General features: G+C 63.1%; 14 protein-coding genes and 8 tRNA genes. 13 read left to right on the forward strand and 9 right to left on the reverse strand.

Going from position 1 to position 18,375, the window contains the following annotated elements; genetic code table 11:
- Positions 1-103: 103 nt before the first annotated feature.
- Positions 104-1,384 (reverse strand): outer membrane protein transport protein, encoded by a 1,281-nt coding sequence (locus MOV80_RS07935; RefSeq protein WP_019101657.1) that lies wholly within the window; start codon positions 1,382-1,384, stop codon positions 104-106.
- Positions 1,385-1,629: 245 nt separating this feature from the next.
- On the opposite strand from MOV80_RS07935, the gene MOV80_RS07940 reads away from it, so the two are divergent.
- The 3 genes from MOV80_RS07940 to MOV80_RS07950 all read left to right on the forward strand — a co-directional run bounded on the left by MOV80_RS07940 (position 1,630) and on the right by MOV80_RS07950 (position 3,532).
- A complete protein-coding gene (locus MOV80_RS07940; protein WP_039755071.1) occupies positions 1,630-2,187 on the forward strand; it encodes a peptidylprolyl isomerase in 558 nt (185 codons plus the stop codon).
- Positions 2,188-2,253: 66 nt separating this feature from the next.
- A complete protein-coding gene (locus MOV80_RS07945; RefSeq protein ID WP_019101655.1) occupies positions 2,254-2,745 on the forward strand; it encodes a peptidylprolyl isomerase in 492 nt (163 codons plus the stop codon).
- A gap of 70 nt (positions 2,746-2,815) precedes the next feature.
- A complete protein-coding gene (locus MOV80_RS07950; RefSeq protein ID WP_019101654.1) occupies positions 2,816-3,532 on the forward strand; it encodes a UDP-2,3-diacylglucosamine diphosphatase in 717 nt (238 codons plus the stop codon).
- An 84-nt stretch (positions 3,533-3,616) separates the two neighbouring features.
- On the opposite strand, the gene tilS is transcribed toward MOV80_RS07950, so the two are convergent.
- Both tilS and MOV80_RS07960 read right to left on the reverse strand, forming a co-directional pair.
- Positions 3,617-4,873, reverse strand: coding sequence for a tRNA lysidine(34) synthetase TilS (gene tilS, locus MOV80_RS07955; protein WP_232060403.1), 1,257 nt, complete (start codon positions 4,871-4,873; stop codon positions 3,617-3,619).
- A 61-nt stretch (positions 4,874-4,934) separates the two neighbouring features.
- Positions 4,935-5,900, reverse strand: a complete 966-nt coding sequence (locus tag MOV80_RS07960; RefSeq protein WP_019101652.1) for an acetyl-CoA carboxylase carboxyltransferase subunit alpha — start codon at positions 5,898-5,900, stop codon at positions 4,935-4,937.
- A 218-nt stretch (positions 5,901-6,118) separates the two neighbouring features.
- Here MOV80_RS07960 and MOV80_RS07965 point away from each other — a divergent pair.
- From MOV80_RS07965 to MOV80_RS08010, 10 genes are all read left to right on the forward strand, one after another.
- Positions 6,119-6,194, forward strand: a tRNA-Val gene (locus MOV80_RS07965).
- 13 nt (positions 6,195-6,207) lie between these two features.
- Positions 6,208-6,284 (forward strand) — tRNA-Asp (locus tag MOV80_RS07970).
- A 26-nt stretch (positions 6,285-6,310) separates the two neighbouring features.
- Positions 6,311-6,386, forward strand: a tRNA-Val gene (locus MOV80_RS07975).
- Positions 6,387-6,399: 13 nt separating this feature from the next.
- Positions 6,400-6,476 (forward strand) — tRNA-Asp (locus MOV80_RS07980).
- A 26-nt stretch (positions 6,477-6,502) separates the two neighbouring features.
- Positions 6,503-6,578, forward strand: a tRNA-Val gene (locus MOV80_RS07985).
- A 13-nt stretch (positions 6,579-6,591) separates the two neighbouring features.
- Positions 6,592-6,668: transfer RNA gene (locus MOV80_RS07990), tRNA-Asp, on the forward strand.
- Between the two features lie 42 nt (positions 6,669-6,710).
- A tRNA-Val gene (locus tag MOV80_RS07995) sits at positions 6,711-6,787 on the forward strand.
- Positions 6,788-6,794: 7 nt separating this feature from the next.
- Positions 6,795-6,871 (forward strand) — tRNA-Asp (locus MOV80_RS08000).
- Between the two features lie 188 nt (positions 6,872-7,059).
- The gene (locus tag MOV80_RS08005) at positions 7,060-8,622 is read left to right on the forward strand and encodes a FecR domain-containing protein (protein ID WP_118268028.1); all 1,563 of its coding nucleotides are present in this window, start codon (positions 7,060-7,062) and stop codon (positions 8,620-8,622) included.
- Between the two features lie 9 nt (positions 8,623-8,631).
- A complete protein-coding gene (locus tag MOV80_RS08010) occupies positions 8,632-10,284 on the forward strand; it encodes a CHASE2 domain-containing protein (RefSeq protein WP_019101666.1) in 1,653 nt (550 codons plus the stop codon).
- A 49-nt stretch (positions 10,285-10,333) separates the two neighbouring features.
- On the opposite strand, the gene MOV80_RS08015 is transcribed toward MOV80_RS08010, so the two are convergent.
- The 6 genes from MOV80_RS08015 to pmbA form a co-directional block, all read right to left on the reverse strand.
- The gene (locus tag MOV80_RS08015) at positions 10,334-12,976 is read right to left on the reverse strand and encodes a TonB-dependent receptor (RefSeq protein WP_118268030.1); all 2,643 of its coding nucleotides are present in this window, start codon (positions 12,974-12,976) and stop codon (positions 10,334-10,336) included.
- 302 nt (positions 12,977-13,278) lie between these two features.
- Complete coding sequence (locus MOV80_RS08020; RefSeq protein ID WP_019101668.1) at positions 13,279-13,770, reverse strand: disulfide bond formation protein B; 492 nt, start codon at positions 13,768-13,770, stop codon at positions 13,279-13,281.
- 82 nt (positions 13,771-13,852) lie between these two features.
- A complete protein-coding gene (locus MOV80_RS08025; protein WP_118268032.1) occupies positions 13,853-14,992 on the reverse strand; it encodes a patatin-like phospholipase family protein in 1,140 nt (379 codons plus the stop codon).
- Between the two features lie 274 nt (positions 14,993-15,266).
- Positions 15,267-16,184, reverse strand: coding sequence for a DNA-3-methyladenine glycosylase 2 (locus MOV80_RS08030; RefSeq protein WP_118268034.1), 918 nt, complete (start codon positions 16,182-16,184; stop codon positions 15,267-15,269).
- 3 nt (positions 16,185-16,187) lie between these two features.
- Positions 16,188-16,832 (reverse strand): DNA oxidative demethylase AlkB, encoded by a 645-nt coding sequence (gene alkB, locus MOV80_RS08035; RefSeq protein ID WP_019101671.1) that lies wholly within the window; start codon positions 16,830-16,832, stop codon positions 16,188-16,190.
- Between the two features lie 151 nt (positions 16,833-16,983).
- Positions 16,984-18,327 (reverse strand): metalloprotease PmbA, encoded by a 1,344-nt coding sequence (gene pmbA, locus MOV80_RS08040; protein WP_019101672.1) that lies wholly within the window; start codon positions 18,325-18,327, stop codon positions 16,984-16,986.
- Between the last annotated feature and the right edge of the window lie 48 nt (positions 18,328-18,375).

Below are 18,375 nucleotides of genomic sequence, written 5' to 3' on the forward strand. Positions count from 1 at the left end.
CAGCGCCCTACTCTAGCCTGCCGTTGAGCAAACCGCACCCCCGGACATGAAAAAACCGCCGCGGGCGAAGCCGGCGGCGGCGGGAAAGTCGGGCTTTCCTGGATCAGAACTTGTACTGCATCTGCACGCCCAGCAGGTGGCCGCGGATGGAGCTGTAAGAACCTTGCAGCGTGTCGCCGTTGCCCAACGGGCTCTTGGCGGTGTGATTGATCTCGCGATCGCCGACGCCCATCAGATAGGTGTAGCCGGCGTCCACGGTCAGCTGCTTGCTGGCCTTGTAGCTGGCGCCCAGGCTCAGCCAGACGCGATCGGTGTCCGGAATCAGCGGGTTGCGGTAGCTGGAGTTGCGCACCGGGCTGGTTTCATAACCGACGCCGCTGCGCAGGGTCAGCTGATCGTTGTAATTGTAGTCGGCGCCCACCGAGAACAGCCAGCTGGCCTTCCAGTTGTTGTCGATGACGGTCTCGGCTTTCGGGTTGCCCTTGATCACCAGTTGGTCGAAGCGGCTCCAGTTGGTCCAGCGCGCGGTGGCGCTCAAGGCCCACTTGCTGTTCAGACGGCTGAAGCCGGACAGCAGCAGCGATTCCGGCGTGGTCACGTCGGCGGCGCCGGCATGCACGCCATCCACATTCGTAAAGCCAGGAATGCCAAGACGGTTGAAACCGCTCGCGGTGTAATCGCCGCGCGCCTTGTGGTGCAGCTTGGAGCGATAGGACAGGCCGACGCGGTTGTCCTGGTTGAACGCGTACATCAGGCCCAGATTGTAGCCGTAGGCCCAGCTGTCGGCGTCGATCTCGCCGGTGGCGTCCGGGAAGAAGGCACCCTGCTTCAGATCGGCCTTGGCGTATTGAGCCGACACGCCGGCGCCGAAGCTCCACTTGTCGTCCAACTTGTAAGCGAAGGACGGGTTGAAGTCCACGGTCATGATGGAACTGGAAATGCCGTGGTTGCGGCCCACCCAGTTATCGTCATAGCTGGCGCCGAGGCCGAAGGGCACGGTGATGCCCAGGCCCAGGCGCGCGCGGTCGTTCAACTGATGCACCAGATAGGCGTTGGGGATCACCTCGGCCTTGGCGCGGCCGTTGTCGCTGCCCTGGCGCGCGGCCGGGAAACCGCCCTTGCCTTCGAACGGCGCGTCGATTTCGGCGTAAGTGAAACCACCCTGCACCTGGGTGCCTTCAATCAGGGTCATGCCGGCCGGGTTGTAGAATACGGCGGACAAATCGTCGCCCACCATGCCGGCGCCGGCGTGGGCGCGGCCCAGGCCTGCAACGCTCTGCTCGGACAATTGGAAGCCGGCTGCGTGAGCCAGCGGCGCGGCCGCCAGAAGGCCGGCCACCAGCGCGGGAATAAGGCGAACGGAGGAAGGTGCGAATGCTTTCATTTTTTTATATCTACCCCGGCGGCGGCTGCCGCCTTTGTTATGGAAACCGGGCTTACGCGCGGAAATTATGCTATTTAAATAGATAGCGATCACACAATTTTTAGGGGGTGGAGTCTAAATACTATTTTTTAAAAAAACAAGAAGCCCACACCACGCAAAAAGCATAAGCAGACCGCGCCATGCGCTGAATCAAAAGGCTGTGCTAATATTGGCGGCTCCTCATAACCCTGTTGAATAAAGCAACCATGAAACGAATGCTGAGCATGCTGGCGTTGAGCGCGCTGCCCGCCGTGGCCCTGGCCTCGCCGACAGTGGAAATGATCACAAACAAGGGCAATATCGAGATTGCGCTGGACTCGGTCAAAGCGCCCAAGACCGTGGAAAACTTCGTCGCCTACGCCAAGGCCGGCCACTACAACGGCACCGTGTTCCACCGCGTGATCGACGGCTTCATGATCCAGGGCGGTGGCTTCGACACCAAGCTGAATCAAAAGCCCACCCGCGCCGCCATCGCCAACGAGGCGAGCAACGGTCTGAAGAACGGCATCGGCACCATCGCCATGGCCCGCACCGCGGACCCGAATTCCGCCACCGCCCAGTTCTTCATCAACGTGGCCAACAACGACTTCCTCGACTATAAATCCCCGACGCCCCAAGGCGCCGGCTATGCCGTGTTCGGCAAGGTGACCCGCGGCATGGACGTGGTCAACCGCATCGCCAAGACCCGCACCGGCAGCATGAACGGCATGGGCGACGTGCCGTTCGAGCCCATCGTGATCCAGAAAGTCACCATCAAGCCTTAAGCTTTTCTGCCACCTATTTCATACCGGCAGGCCGCTACCCGCCCTGCCCGTCATCAAGGAAACACCATGATCAAACTGACCACCAACTTCGGCGCCATCGTACTGGAACTGTTCGCCGACAAAGCCCCGAAAACCGCCGCCAACTTTGAAGAGTACGTAAAGAGCGGCCATTACGACGGCACCATCTTCCATCGCGTGATCAACGGCTTCATGATCCAGGGCGGCGGCTTCACCGCCGACATGTCGCAAAAGCCGACCAACGCGCCAATCGAGAACGAGGCCAACAACGGCCTGTCCAACAAGACCTACACCGTGGCCATGGCCCGCACCATGGACCCGCACTCGGCATCCGCCCAGTTCTTCATTAACGTGTCCGACAACGACTTCCTGGATTTCAAATCGGAAAGCGCCCAAGGCTGGGGCTACGCCGTGTTTGGACAGGTTGTGGAAGGCCAGGACGTGGTGGACAGCATCAAGGCGGTGCGCACCGGTCGCAGCGGCCCGCATCAGGACGTGCCGGCCGAAGCCGTGGTGATCGAGAAAGCCGAAATCATTTGATTAGCAGACGCCGCGCAACGCGCGGCGCTCCCCGCCCGGCCGGCCGGGCTTCAACTCATCCGCACGCGACATGGCCATTCACTTCATTTCCGACCTGCACCTGGCGGACGACACTCCGGCGCTGAACCGCTTGTTTCTGGACACGCTGCAAGCCTGGCAAGGCCGGATCGACGCGCTCTACATCCTGGGCGATCTGTTCGAATACTGGGTGGGCGACGACGACGATTCGCCGTTTCTGGAAACGCCGCTGGCCGCGATGCGCGCCTTCGCCGCCATCACGCCGCTGTATGTGATGCATGGCAACCGCGACTTCCTGCTGGGCGAGGGCTTCTGTCAACGCAGCGGCGCGCGGCTGCTGAACGATCCCACCTTGATTGAAACCCATGGCCGTCGCTGCCTGCTCAGCCACGGCGACGCGCTGTGCACCGGCGACATCGCCTACCAGCAATTTCGGGCCGTCAGCCGCAACCCTCAGTGGCAGCAGGCGATGCTGGCTCGGCCGCTGGCCGAGCGCCACGCGATCGCTCGCCAAGCGCGTCAGCAAAGCGAAATGGCCAAACGGCAAAACGGGCTGACTGAGATTTCGGACGTCGCCGCCGACGCCGTCGAAGCGCTGCTGGCCGAGCACGACTGGCCAACGCTGATCCACGGCCACACCCACCGCCCTGCAACCCACCGGCATGGAGAGTCCGAGCGCTGGGTGATCCAGGATTGGCATGGCGATCAGGGCGGCTATCTGCGGCTGGACGATGAGGGCATCGTCAGCCTGCCGCTGAGCGCCGCCTAAAAACCTGTTCAAAGTCTGGTCCGCGTCGAGGGACAAGACATTGCAAATGCAAAACGCCCGCCTAATCGGCAGGCGTTTTTCGCATCAGCGCGGCGCCGTCGGCAGCGGCCGCCACTGCGGCCACCAGCCCGGCTCGGTGGCTAATTCAGAATCCACCGCCACGCCGGGCAGCGCCAGCACGCGCCCGTCGGCGTCGCACAGCAGCGGCCAGCGCTCGCGCAAGGGCGGCGCAATGCCGGCCTCCTGCAAAAAACTCTTCACAGGCTTGCGCCCAACTCCTGACGCCAAGCGCTCGCCGCCCTCGCGCGGCCTCAGGATCAAGCCTCGCGCCAATGTGTCCGCCGACAGGCCGCGCGGCCGCCAATCCCAACTCAGCGCCCCGCCCCACTCCGCCGACACGCGCTCCGTCGCCGGGTCCACCGGTCCAAGCGCCACGGCTCCCGGAGCCGGCAGCGCCGACAAGGCGAACAGTCCATCGCGGTAACGGTACAGCAAGCCCCGCGCCAGACTAAGCCGCGGACAACTGCCGGCGCCGGCCTCCAGCGCCTGGCGCTGAAACTCCGCCAGCGCATCCGGCTCCGGGGCCGGCCAACCCAAACCGCGCAACCAGGCCAAGAGCGTCTGGCGCTGCCTAGCCGCGGACAAAGCGCGCCAGCGAATCAAATCCAGACCACCGTCATTGCGACAAACGACCAGATCCTGCGCCGCCACCTCGTCCAACACCGCGGCGGCGTCCGACAGCAAGCCGGCCGAGCGCGTCAGATGACGACGATAATCCGGAACCGCCGCCTCCAGTTGCGGCAGCAAACGCTGGCGTAGAAAATTACGCCGCCAGCGCTCGTCCCGATTGCTCTCGTCCTCAACCCAGCTCAAGCCCTGAGCCCGGACAAAGTCCTCCAGCTGCCGCCTGCGCAAGCCCAGCAAGGGCCGCCACAACCAGGGGCCCTCCGCCTCCAGCTTGCGCAAGGCCGGCATCGCCGCCAAGGCGCGCGCGCCGCCGCCGCGCAGCAATTGCAGCAGCACGGTTTCCGCCTGGTCGTCCAGATGATGCGCCAAGACCACCACGCCGGCGGCGGAGCGCCGGTACGCTTGATAGCGGGCCTCGCGGGCCACCGCCTCCAGGCTATCGCCGCCGCTCAAGACCACACTCACCCGCTCCACCCGCAAAGGCGCGTCCAATGTCGCGCACAAGACGCGACAATGTTCGGCCCAGGCGTCTGCGTTTGGACTCAAACCATGGTGCACGTGCACCGCGCGGATCTCCAACTCGGGACGGCGCGCGCGCGCGCGGCAGAGCAAGGCCAGCAGCGCCACTGAATCCAGGCCTCCGCTCAAACCCACCTCAAAAGCACATTGGCCGGACAATTCGTCCGGCCAATGGCTTAACAGTGATTCAAGCGGGTCAGGCTGCGGCTTCCTTGAAGCGGCCATAACTCATCAATCTGTCGAAACGGGTTTTCAGCAACTCGTCGATCGGCTTGCTGGTCAAGTCTTTCAACTCTTCCTGCAGCACTCGCTTCAGCGTCGCCATCATTTGAGCGTGATCGCGATGCGCGCCGCCCACCGGCTCGTTGACCACACGATCGATCAAACCCAAGGTCTTCAAACGCGGCGCGGTAATGCCCAGAGCCTCCGCGGCGTCGGACGCGCGTTCGGCGGTCTTCCACAAGATAGAAGCGCAGCCTTCAGGCGAAATCACCGAATAAGTAGCGTATTGCAGCATGTTGACGCAATCGCCCACCGCGATGGCCAAAGCGCCGCCCGAACCGCCCTCGCCTATCACCGTGACGATGACGGGCACGCGCAAGCGGGTCATTTCATAGAGGTTGCGGCCAATGGCTTCGGATTGGCCGCGCTCTTCCGCGCCAATGCCGGGCCACGCGCCGGTAGTGTCCACCAAGGTGATTACCGGGATGCCGAACTTCTCGGCCAGCTTCATCAGGCGCAGGGCCTTTCGATAGCCTTCCGGGTGAGGCATGCCGAAATTGCGGCGGATCTTTTCCTTGGTGTCCCGGCCTTTCTGCTGGCCGATCACCATTACCGACTGGCCGTTGAAACGAGCCAGACCGCCCACGATCGCGGCATCATCGGCAAACGCGCGGTCGCCGTGCAGCTCTTCGAAGTCGGTGAAAATACTCTCTATATAGTCGAGCGCGTAAGGGCGCTGCGGATGGCGCGCCACCATGGCAATTTGAGACGGCGTCAGCTTGGCGTAGAGCGTCTTGGTCAAGTCCTGACTCTTCTTCTGCAAGCGCGCGATCTCCTCGGAGATATCCAGCACCGAATCGTCCTGAACATAGCGAAGTTCTTCTATTTTGTTCTCGAGCTCGGCAATAGGCTGCTCAAAATCGAGAAAGGTCGGCTTCATTCTTAACGTCATCCGATAAATAGCTAATGGCGGCATGATACCTTAGCGACAAAGTCGGCGTCACCTTTCTGTCTGACAAAAACATTAAATTTTGGAGCTTTTATTCGAAATTACCGTTGCTTGCAAAAATTTGCTGACAGACCACTTGCGCAAGCTTAAACCCTGTGTTTTAATTCGCCTCCTCGCTGAAACGCAAACGCAGCAGCGAAAAGGATTCAGGGCGTTTAGCTCAGTTGGTAGAGCGTCTGCCTTACAAGCAGAATGTCGGCGGTTCGACTCCGTCAACGCCCACCAAGGTTTTACGGTTGGAGTGGTAGTTCAGTTGGTTAGAATACCGGCCTGTCACGCCGGGGGTCGCGGGTTCGAGTCCCGTCCACTCCGCCAACAGCATTGAAGCAGTACCCGGATTCGGGCGTTTAGCTCAGTTGGTAGAGCGTCTGCCTTACAAGCAGAATGTCGGCGGTTCGACTCCGTCAACGCCCACCAAGGTTTTACGGTTGGAGTGGTAGTTCAGTTGGTTAGAATACCGGCCTGTCACGCCGGGGGTCGCGGGTTCGAGTCCCGTCCACTCCGCCAACAGCATTGAAGCAGTACCCGGATTCGGGCGTTTAGCTCAGTTGGTAGAGCGTCTGCCTTACAAGCAGAATGTCGGCGGTTCGACTCCGTCAACGCCCACCAAGGTTTTACGGTTGGAGTGGTAGTTCAGTTGGTTAGAATACCGGCCTGTCACGCCGGGGGTCGCGGGTTCGAGTCCCGTCCACTCCGCCAACAGCATTGCATAGCAGTACCCGGAAACGGTGCAACAGTTTCGGGCGGTTAGTCTCAGTTGGTAGAGCACTGCCTTCACACGGCAGGGGTCGCTGGTTCGAGTCCAGTACCGCCCACCAAATTGCTGGAGTGGTAGTTCAGTTGGTTAGAATACCGGCCTGTCACGCCGGGGGTCGCGGGTTCGAGTCCCGTCCACTCCGCCAAGCATTGCGAAGAAGCAGCCTTTAGGCTGCTTTTTTGCATTTTGCGTCGCATATTTCAAGCAAGCATTCGCTTATCTCCCAATTTAGGACAAACAACTACCATTCTATTGCTTATCAGCTTGCAATGCGTCTAGGCTACGGTGATACTTTTGGTTGACTTTCTGCATTCCATATAAAGAGATTCAACTATGCGCAATTTAATCCTGGCGACTGGCTGCTTCGCCAGCACGCTGGCTTTGGCAGGCGATCCCGCCGACAAGGCTATCTGGGAATATACGGTCAAAAACGGCGACAATCTGTGGTCGCTGGCGGCCGAGCATTTGTCGTCTCCCGCTTATGTGCCGAAGCTGCAAGCCAGAAATCGCATCGCCAATCCTTATCGGCTGATCCCCGGCAGCACCTTGCGGGTCCCCTACCCGTGGATCAAGCAAGCGCAATCCGACGCCACGCTGGAAGAAATGTCCGGAGAGTCGGCTGCTGTCGACGCCAAGGGTAAACTGTTGGAACTGGCGGTGGGCAAAAAATACCCCAAAGGCACCCGCTTCACGACCGGAAACGACGCAATGATCAAACTGCGCTTCGTCGACGGCTCTTCGCTGGTGATCAACGCCAACACGGATTTAAGCCTGCAAACCCAGGTCTACTATCCCAGCACCGGGGCAATCCAGTCTCAGATCAAGTTGAACAACGGCAGCACTGGCAATTCGGTGATTCCCAACATACTGATGCCTAGCCGCTACGAGATCCGCACCCCATCGGCGGTGACCACCGTGCGCGGCACCGAATTCCGGGTTAACGCCTCCGGCGGCGAAGATACCTTGGCGGAAGTACTCAAAGGCAGCGTGGAAGTCAAAGGCCGTCGCAGCAAGGTGGACGTGCCCGCCGGCTTCGGCACTCTGTCCAGCCGCAAAAACGGCCCCAGCCAGCCAGAGGAGCTGCCGCCTCCGCCCGACCTATCCACCGTGGCGGAAAACAGCCAATTCAACCCGCCGCCGCTGGAGTGGCAGCGCGACGAGCGCGCAATGTCCTATCGCGTCACGCTGAGCGGCAAGAAACGCTTGGCCGAGCGCCAGTTGCAAACCCCTCGCTACTATCCGCGCCTACCGGGCAACGGCGATTACGTACTGAAAGTCCGAGCCAAGAACCGCTCCGGCCTGGAAGGCTACGACAGCACGCGCAGCTTCAAGCTGCAAGCCTACCCGCTTCCGCCGCTGCTGTTCACGCGCGCGGACGGCGCGCAGCTGCGGGGCAAATCCCTACCCCTGCGGGTGGACGCCAGCCCGGAACGGCCGCTGCGGCTGCAGATTTCGCGCCAACCTGATTTCGCCCAGCCGCTGCTGGAACAGACCTTGACCGAGGCCGAGTTTAAAGCCGAATTGCCTGAGTCCGGCATCTGGTACTGGCGGCTGGCGCGACTGGACTCACACGGCCAACCGGGACCTTTCTCCGCCGCGCAAAAAGTGGAATCCAAGGGGTGGCTTAGCCGCCTGGACAACACCACGCCGGTACTGGCGGCCCGCCCCTATCCCGTCGCGCGCGCGCGCTACACGCTGACGCTGACCCAGGCCCAAGCCGCAAACGCAAACACGCCCCCGTTCTCTCTGAGCAGCGATCGCCCACAATGGGAGCTGAAAGCGCTGGAAGCCTTGCCTGCCGGGCAATACAAAGCGACTGTCAAGGTGGAAGGTGAACACGGTTACTTGGCGACTGAGGAGCAAGAAATGCTCACTCTCCCCGGAAAACTTCCCTAGAATGGCAACATGCTAACTCACTATCGCGACAAGGTTCTGCGCTTGTTGCCTTTTTTGCTGGCCCTGCTGGCGGCTCTGCTGACCCTCTCCGGTCTTCTGCTGCGGCTGGACTTCTGGCTGTACGACGGGCTGATCCGGCTCAAGTCCAACCATAACCAGACCAGCGACATCGTCGTCGTCGCGGTGGACGAGCGCAGCCTGTCTGAACTGGGGCGCTGGCCTTGGCCGCGCGAGTATCACGCCCAACTGGTGGACAAGCTGGCGCAGGCTAAAGCCGTGGGCTTGGACATCGTCTTGGCTGAGCCCTCGCACAATATGCCGGAGTCGGATCAAGCGCTGGCCGATGCCATTCGCCGCAACGGTAAAGTCATCAGTCCGGTGTTTCCCGAAATGCAGGGCAACCGTCTGACCGAAACCCGCCCCTTGCCAGGCATCGCCGCCGCCAGCGCCGGCCTGGGCCACACCGACTACGAGCTGGACAGCGACGGCGTTATACGCCGCGTCTACCTGAAAGCGGGACTGGGCTCGCCTCATCACCCCAATTTCGCGCAGGCCGTACTGGACCTGGCTCATGGCCGACGCCAATCCGACCAGCAAAAGCTGGGGCTGCCTCACGGCAATCCTGACAGCTGGCTGCGCGAAGACCCTGTAATGGTGCCTTATCTGACAGGCTCCCCGCCATTCCAGCAGGTATCCTATATCGACGCGCTCAATCAACTGCCACCGTCCTTCTTTGCCGGCAAGATCGTCCTGGTGGGCGCCACCGCCACCGGCCTGGGCGACATCCACGCCACGCCTCTGTCGGCCAACAACCGCGGCATGCCGGGTGTGGAAATCAACGCCTTCCTGCTCTACGGCTTACAGCAGGACAACACCCCCGTGCCACTACCTCTGGGATGGAAGGCCCTTATCAACGCGCTGGCCATCTTGCTGCTAGACCTGCTGCTCTGCCGCTACAAACACCGCCAAGGCATTCTGCCGGCCTATCTGCTGGCCTCCTGTGGCGTGCTGGTGCTCAGCGTCTTGCTGCTGACGCTGGCTTCGGTTTTCTGGAGCGGCGTCACCACCGCCATCCTGCTGTGGCTGGCCGGCAGCGTCCGCTTCGTGTCGCGGCAATCCAAGCTTTTGTTGCAAGCCAACACCGACGGCCTCACCGGACTTTACAACCGCCGGCACTTCGACGAGATCCTGGCGCCGACGCTGGACAAACACCGCGCCGCCGGAAAAACCCTGGCGCTCTTGATCCTGGACGTGGACAACTTCAAAGGTTACAACGACCACTACGGCCATTACGCCGGCGATCTGATCCTGCAACGGCTGGCGCAAGAGCTGAACGCCTACTTCAGCACCCGTCGCCACATCGTGGCGCGGCTGGGCGGAGAAGAATTCGGCGTGCTGCTGGAAGAATGCGGCCAGGACCAAGCGGTGGCCGCAGCGGAAGGCTTCCGCGCACGACTGGAAGAGCTGGAGCTGCCTCATTTGAAGAGCCCCCTACGCAAAGTCACTTGCAGCATTGGCGTCGCCGCCCGGGTACCGGAAACGGATGACAACGGCCGCACTTTCTATGAAGACGCCGATAGCGCGCTCTACATCGCCAAACGCTCAGGCCGCAACGCGGTCAGCCCCGCCCCCGATACCTTGACGCCGCAGCACCTGCGCTAACCTCGCTCCGACGGCCTCGCTTCGCCATGCCCGCGGCCTATGCGCCCTCCTAGAATACGTAACGGCCGGACAGGTACAACATCCTCCCCCATAGATCGGTGGCGGGGCCGGAGTAAGCGGCCGCCCCGCCGCTGAAGCCGGCGCCGGTGGCGTAACTGGGCATCCGGTTACCCAGATTGCGTATGCCGCCACTGACGCTGAAGCCCTTGCTCGGCTTCAGGCCGAAATTGATATCCAGCGCGGTGTAGGACCCCACCCTCTCCTTCACGTCCCCGGCATTGCGGTACAGCTGGGAGTACAGGTTCTTGAAAGACGCGTAGCTGCGCGCCGTCAGCCCCAAAGAATAGCTGCCCCGGCTGTAACTCACTTCAAAGACGTTTTTCCAGCGCGGCTGCGCGCCGTAGTCGGCGTACTCCAGCATCGGATCGGTCTCGGTCTGCGATTCCCGGTAGCTGAAGATGCGGCTTTGCGCGTTGCGGAACTTGAGCTTGCCGTAAGCGCCCAGCGACCAGTCGTACTGCACATCAATGTCGACGCCGGAAGTCCGGGTCTTGCCAATATTCATGTACGGCGCGGAAATGTAGTCGATGTCCCCCCTTACGCCGGGAAGATCGGCGGGCTTGCGCGCCACGAAGCCGGGAAAACGATCCGGATTGTCCAGCACGTATTGCGGGTCCAGCGACTGCACGGTGTTGGACACCTCGATCCGGTACCAATCCACGGTGGCCGACAGCGCCGGAGTCGGCTGCAGCACCAGGCCCAGCGCGTAGTTCCGCGACTCCTCCGGATTCAGCCCCGGGTTGCCGCCGCTGCGCAGCTGATTGCTGGCCAGGCCGCAGCGTTCGCGGGCGATGCCGCGGTCGGCGCACTGCGCGTAGTCGTACACCGAAGTGTAGGCCTGGCGCGACGCGTACAGCTGAGGCAGCGTCGGCGCCTTGAAACCGGTGGTGACGGAGCCCCGCAGCATCGCCGGCTCCCAGGGGCGGAAGGAAAAAGCCAGCTTGGGGTTGAAGGTGTCGCCGAAATCGTTGTAGCGATCGGCGCGCAGCGCCAGCTGGACCTCCAGATTCTTCAACACCGGCAAATTGACTTCGCTGAAAGCGGACAGCACCGAGCGGCTGGCCCGCAGACTCTGCTGGACGGCGAAATTCATGATCTTGCCGGTTTGCAGCAGCGGGTCCGGCTGCGCGTCTATCGACTCATGCGACCACTGCAGACCGGCGGCGAAGCCGGCGGGGCCGGCCGGCAACCTGAACCACTCCTCATTGCTGGCCTTGAATTCAAACGCCGACAAACGCGACGAGGACGTGTTGGCGATGGTGGCCAGATACGGCCGCAGCGCGGCGGCGTCGTTATGCTGCGAGAACGGGTTATAGAGCGGCCCGCCGTCGGTGCCGTTCCGCAACATGGCGAGGAAAGCGTCGTTCAACACCACATTGTTCTGCCTCGCCTCCACCTTGTTCAAGCCCAGGTTCAACGAGCTCTCCAAGTCCCAGTCGCGCCACAAGGCGCGTCCGCCCAGCACCGCGCGATACGTGTCGCTGGTGATCTCGTTGAGCCGCCGGCCGCTCTCCGACAGATTGCGGGTGATCTGCAGATTGTCGGTGGGCTTGAAATCCGGGTAGACCGAGGCCAGGCCGCCGTCCCGCGGATACACCGCCCAGCCCGGGCCGACTATGGTCTGGACGAAGGAATAGCCGCCATCCAGCGGCGTCTCGGTGCGGTTCAGCCCCAGTTCGGCGAAGAACTCCGCGTCGCCGCTCAAACGCCGGGTGTAATGGGCCGTCAAGCCGTAACGGCTGGTGCGCGGCGACAGCTGCGTGCCCAGCTCGTCGACATCGGACACGCACAACGCAGCTCCGCTGGGCCGGGTGGTCAGCCTCCACGGCGGGCAGCCGGGCAAGGGCTTGGCCAGCGCATTGCTTCTGTCGGCGTTGGGCGTGCGGTCGTTCCAATAGCCCCATTGCGCGCCGCTGCGCAGATCCGGCCCGCCCTGAAAACGATAATCATTGCTGCGGGTGGCGTCGTGGTTGCGGCTGAACACCGGCTCGCGGTGGTAGACGTCGAAAGACAGCAGCAGGTTCTGCCCGTCCTGTTCCAGATCGCCGAAGCCGCCGCTCAGATTCAGCCCATGCTCGATGCCGTCTCCATCCAGATTGCCGCCGCCGCGCAAGGTCGCCTCGGCGCCCCGGAAGTTGCGCCGGGTCTTGAAGTTGATCACGCCAGCCACCGCGTCAGAACCGTAAATGGCCGATGCGCCGTCCCGCAGAATCTCCACCGATTCGATCACCGACAGCGGCAAGGTGTTCAGATCGACGAAAGCGTCGGTGCCGCTGATGAACATCGCGTAATTGGGCAAGCGACGGCCGTTCAGCAATACCAGCACATACTTGGAGCTCATGCCGCGCAGGCCGGCGGTGGCCGCACCGGCGGCAAAGCTGTTGGAGTTGGTGCCGGCCAGCAAGCTGCCCACCGACGGCAGCCGGTCCAGCAACTGGATCACGGTGGACGCGCCGGTCTTGTCGATATCCTCTTTCTTGATCACCTCGACCGCCAGAGCCTTTTCCTTGCCGATGCGCTTGATATTGGAGCCGGTCACCGTCACCCGCTCCAGCGGGACGGCCTCCTCCGCCCAAGCGCCCATGCCCAAGCCCATACCCGCCGCGGCAACCGCCAGATAGCTGCGTTTCATCTCCTTCCCCCCTTAGTAGTGCGCTCGCCGGTCGCGGCGCGCGCCCCTAAGCTGCCGCAGCGGGCGCTACCAAAGAGATTGGCGGCGGTCGCCGGCCCCCTTCCCAAGGCCGGAAAACCACACATCCATTTAAAATCAACATCTTAAATAAATTTCAGCTGTGGCGATAAAAGCACAGGCGCGCCTGCCGACCGCACGATTTCCGATGTCGGCATTATTATTTACATCTTAAGCATGCAATAAGATCATGGCCCAAAGAAAAAGGCCGCCCAAGGCGGCCTTCGCTGCGCGGCAATCCGGCGTCAGGCCGATTTGCGCGCCAGCAGCCAGCCGGCAAAGCCGATCACGCCGACAAAGAACACCGCCACCCAGAACGGCATCGCCATTCCCAGGAAGGTCCAGTCCACGGAGGCGCACTCGCCGCTGCCCTTCAGCACCTTGGAAATCACCTCCGTCAACGGCGAGGACTCCATCAAGAACTCCAGGCCCGGACCGCAGGCCGGCACCTGATCCGCCGGCAGGTGTTGCAGCCACAGTTGGCGCAGCGACACCGACAGGCCGCCCAAAGCGGCCAGAATCGTCAAACCGCCCCAGGCCCTGACGCCGCAACGGCCGGGGTTGACCAAAGCCGCCACCAAGGCGACCACGCCGGCGGCGATCACGCCGATGCGCTGGAAGATGCACAGCGGGCAAGGCTCCAGGCCCAACTGGTATTGCGCGAACAATGCAAAACCCATCGCGCCGGCGCAGGCGGCGGCGATCAGCAGAAAACCTTGTCGGTTGCTCAAGCCCATATCTTCCTCAATGTTTGGCGGTAAAACGTCATGGCGCATGATTGTGCCATACAACATGGAGGATTCAGAACCGCGCCGCGGCTTAAAGTTCCAGGAAACGGCGGATAGCCTCTTTCTGATGCAAAGCATCCTTATAGCCCAAGGCGATCAACTCGCGGGTATAGCCCGGCTCAAACAGCAGATACGTGGCCAAGGCCGTGCCCCGGTGACGGGTGGCGCCGGTGCCCTTCATCAGGAAGCGCAGCAAAGGCGGAAACAGCCGAGTGTGCTTGTAGGCGATGCCCTCCAGCGATTTGCTGGGGTTGAGCATGAAGATGTCCACCCTGCGCAACTGAGTCTGGCGCGCCAGTTCCTCGTGGCTTTGCAATAGCGACACGGTATGGTTGACCCGGGTCAGCCGCTCCATGTCCACCGACATGCTGTCGATGAACACGCTGTTGAGCAGATGACCGAATATCTGCGCCGGCGACGGATAAAAACCGCTGTGGCGGCGTTCTATGGTGTCCGGCCGCTTGCTGGCCAGACCAACCACGAACAGCTTTTCCGCCCCAAGGTGCAACGCCGGCGACAAGGGCGACAACTGGCGCACCGCGCCGTCGCAGTAAAACTTCTCCCCTATGCACACCGAGGGAAAAATCAAGGGGATGGCCGAGGTGGCCATCATGTGCTCGATACCGATGCGCTCGCGCATGCCCAGCCGCTGATAGCGCTCCCACTCCTCCAGGCTGTCCGCGCCCTGGAAAAAGGTGACCGACATCCCTGTGGTGTAACACGAGGCCGTCAGCGCCAGCGCCTTGAGCGCGCCGTGGCGAACGGAATGGTCTATGCCCTCGAACACCATGACCTTGGTCAGCAGCTCGCGCAGCGGGGCGTTGTCTAGAAAGCTTTTGGGGTTGCGCCACAGCCGGCCGCCGGACATCACGGACAGGCCAAAGTGCAAAAAGGTCTTCAGGAAATAGCCGGAACTGGCGTCGTAGACATCCTGAATGTGCAGTTGCTTCCACATCTGCGCCAGCGTGGATACCGCCAGGTGAAAGTTGCCGGCGCCGGAGGCCAGTGCCACCGCGTTGATTGCCCCGGCCGACGTGCCGCAGATGATGGGAAAGGGATTGACGCGCGCATCCGGCAGCAGCCGGGAGATCCCCAGCAACACCCCCACTTGGTAAGCCGCGCGCGCGCCGCCCCCCGACAACACCAGTCCGATATCGGATTGCCTCCCCATCCCGCACCTCGCGTGGCTATGTTGGCGGCGGACCGGTCGCCGGACGCCGCACGGCTTCTTGTTCTATTTAGGGTAGTCAAACGCCGCGGCCAGCGCCAACTTCGCGCGGAGGAAATCCCTTGGACGCGTTCGGAAGCGGCTCAAAGTCTAACGAGCCAGGACGAGGCCAGGCGAAAACCGCCGAGAAAGCGGGATGAACTAGAGGCTCATGGGCGTTTCGAAGGAGCGCCCGCCGCGCCACGTCCCACGAAGCGCAGCGGACTTTTACAAGCCATTAATAGCCGGCCGCCGTCTGCATCGCCCACAGATGCGCCCCCACCAGCGCGCGCCACGGCGCGAAGCCTTGCAGCCACTGCTCTGTTTCGCGCGGCGACACCGCCTCGGCCCTCCCCAGCAGACGCTGCAGGCCTCGCCGCACCGCCACGTCCCCGTGCAGCGAGCCGTCCAGCCAGCCATAGCCGCGCAGCAGCGCGTAGCTGACCGTCCACGGGCCGATGCCGGGCATGGCCAGCAGCCGCGCGGCGATCTCCTCCGGCGCGCCGTCGTCCAGCCAGCCTTGCAAGGGCAGGCCGCCGTCGACCGTCTGCCGGCTCAGTTCCAGCAAGGTCCGGGTTTTGGCGCGAGAGAAGCCGGCCTGCCCCAATTGATCCGGCTCCAGCTCCGCCACCTGCTGCGGCGACGGATGGCATAGCAGGCCGCCGCTGTGACGGTTGCCGACCAACTGCATCAGCCTGCGCCGCAGCGAAATCGCGGCATGCACGCTGATCTGCTGGCCCGTGACCGCCCAAACCAGCGCCTCAAACGGGGTGGTCGTCTGCGGCACGCGCAAACCGGGACGCGCGGCGATCAGCCCCGCCAGCTGGGGATGGCCGCGATGCGCGCACTCGAAATCCGCCACCGGCTGCGCCAAGCCCAGCATGCGGCGCGCCATGGAGGTCAAGGCCGCCGCGTCGCCGGCCTGCGGCGAAACGTCCGCGTCCAGCTCCACCCGCACCGCGTCCGCAGCGAAATCCATGCTAAGGCAGGCCGGCGCGCCGCGCCACAGCAAGCCCTTGCTCAGGCTCAGCGCCGTCACCCGCTCGGATAGCTCCTGCGCGTCGCGGCGGTGGAAGGCCATGAAGTCGTCCCGGCGAAAATCCGCGGGCAAAGACAGGGATAAAGACAGCGAAACGAAATCGGCCGGTTCAGCCATGGATCAGCGCGCCTTGCGAAAAGTCAGATTGATGCGGCGCCGCCCCAGCAACGGGTGCATCCCGTCCGCCACCGGCAGCACCCCGTGGAAACGCATCCGGTCCGCCCCGCCCCACACCAACACGTCGCCATGGCGCAACTCAATGCGGCCGGCACGCTCGGCGCGGCTAAGACCGCCGAACAGAAAAATCGCCGGCAAACCCAGCGACACGGACACGATGGGCGCGCCAAAATCGCGCTCGTCCTTGTCCTGATGCAAGGACATCTTGGCGCCCGGCGCATAGCAATTGATCAGGCAGGCGTCCGGCGCGAAGCCGGGGAAACCGGCCTCGGCCGCGGCCTCCTCGGCCAGAGCCCGCAACAAGGCTGGCATCGCCGGCCAAGGCTGCCCGCTGCCGGGGTCACGCTCGGCGTAGCGGTAGCCGCGCGCATCGGACACCCAGCCGTAAGCGCCGCAGCTGGTTGTGGCGACCGACATCGCCCGTCCGCCCGGCGTCTGCATGCCGCGCGGAGGCGCTTGCCGCAGCACCGCCTCCACTTCCGCCAGCAAGGCCGCGTCGATCTCGCAGACGCGGCGATGCAATAAGGCCGCGCCAGGCGATAGGCGCTCCAGCCAGCCGCCCTCTTCCGGCGCGAACAAATCCGCCATCGCCTGCCTTAGAGCCTGTCCAAAGTCTCGCGAGCCAGAGCGAGACAAGGCGCAAACCGCTGAGAAAGCGGAATGATCAAGGGGTACATGAGCGTTTCGAAGCGGTTTTTAACGCAGTATTGCCGATGCGCAGCAGACATTGAGCGGGTTCTCAGGCCTCGCCGGCCACCATCATGCTGCGCAACAGCACCGAGCCCATCTGCCGGCCGCCGCGCTCCAGCACGTCGTTGCCCACCGCGTCTATCTGCATGAACATCTCGCGCAGATTGCCCGCAATGGTGATTTCCTCCACCGGGTGCATGATCACGCCGCGCTCCACCCAGAAGCCGGCCGCGCCGCGCGAGTAATCGCCGGTGACCGTGTTGACGCCCTGCCCCAGCAGCTCGGTTACCAGCAGGCCGGTGCCCATGGCCTGCAACAGCTCCTCCAGGCTTTCGCCGGTGGAGTGCACCACCAGATTATGCGCGCCGCCGGCGTTGCCGGTGGTCTGCATGCCCAGTTTGCGCGCCGAGTAGCTGCCCAGCATATAACCCTGCAGCACGCCCTTGTCCACCAGCCGGCGCGCCACCGTGGCCACGCCCTCGTTGTCGAAGGCGCCGCTGGCCATGCCGCGCAGCAAGAAGGGGTCTTCGTCTATGGTGACGTTGGCCGACATCACCGGCTTGCCCAGCGAATCCAGCAGGAAGGACGATTTGCGATACAGGCTGCCGCCGCTGATGGCGGCCACCAAGTGGCTGAGCAACGAGGCGGCTATCGGCGCCTCGAACACCACCGGATACTGCCCGGTCTTCACCTTGCGCGCGCCCAGTCGCCGCGCCGCTCGCTGACCGGCCTTGGCGCCGATGGCTTCCGGCGCGTCCAGATCCTCGCGCCGGCGCGCCGACGAATACCAGTAATCGCGCTGCATCGCGCCGCCGTCCTCGGCCACCACCGCAGCGGAAATGCTGTGGCGGCTGCTGGCGTAGCCGGCGATGAATCCGTGGCTGTTGGCGTAAGCGAAGTGGCTGGACTGCGACGAGGCGGTGCCACCCTCGGAGTTTCGGATGCGCGGATCGGCGGCCAGCGCCGCGGCCTCGCAGGACTTGGCCAGTTCGATGGCCTCCTCCACCGGCAGCGACCACGGATGGTATAGGCTGAGGTCCGGAAACTCGGTGGCCATCAACTGGGAATCCGCCAAGCCGGCGCACGGATCCTCGGCGGTGTAGCGCGCGATGTCCAACGCGGCGCGCACGGTGTCGGCCAAGGCCTCTTCGGAAAAATCGGAAGTGCTGGCGTGGCCTTTCTTCTGGCCCAGGTAGACGGTTACGCCCACGCCCTTGTCCTGGTTGTATTCGATGGTTTCCACCTCGGACAGGCGCACGCTCACGGTCTGGCCCAGTCCTTCGGAAACATCGGCTTCGGCGGCGCTGGCGCCTTCGGCCTTTGCCAGTTCGATGACGCGGGAGGCGATGTCCTCCAGCGCGGCCTGGCTGAAACTGAATGTCTTGTCTTCCATCTAGTGTCTTTCGCAATGGTCGAAACGGCCGGAGGCCTTTTCCGGTAT

The sequence above is a fragment of the Chromobacterium sp. IRSSSOUMB001 genome (assembly GCF_023507765.1).
GTDB lineage: Bacteria > Pseudomonadota > Gammaproteobacteria > Burkholderiales > Chromobacteriaceae > Chromobacterium > Chromobacterium haemolyticum.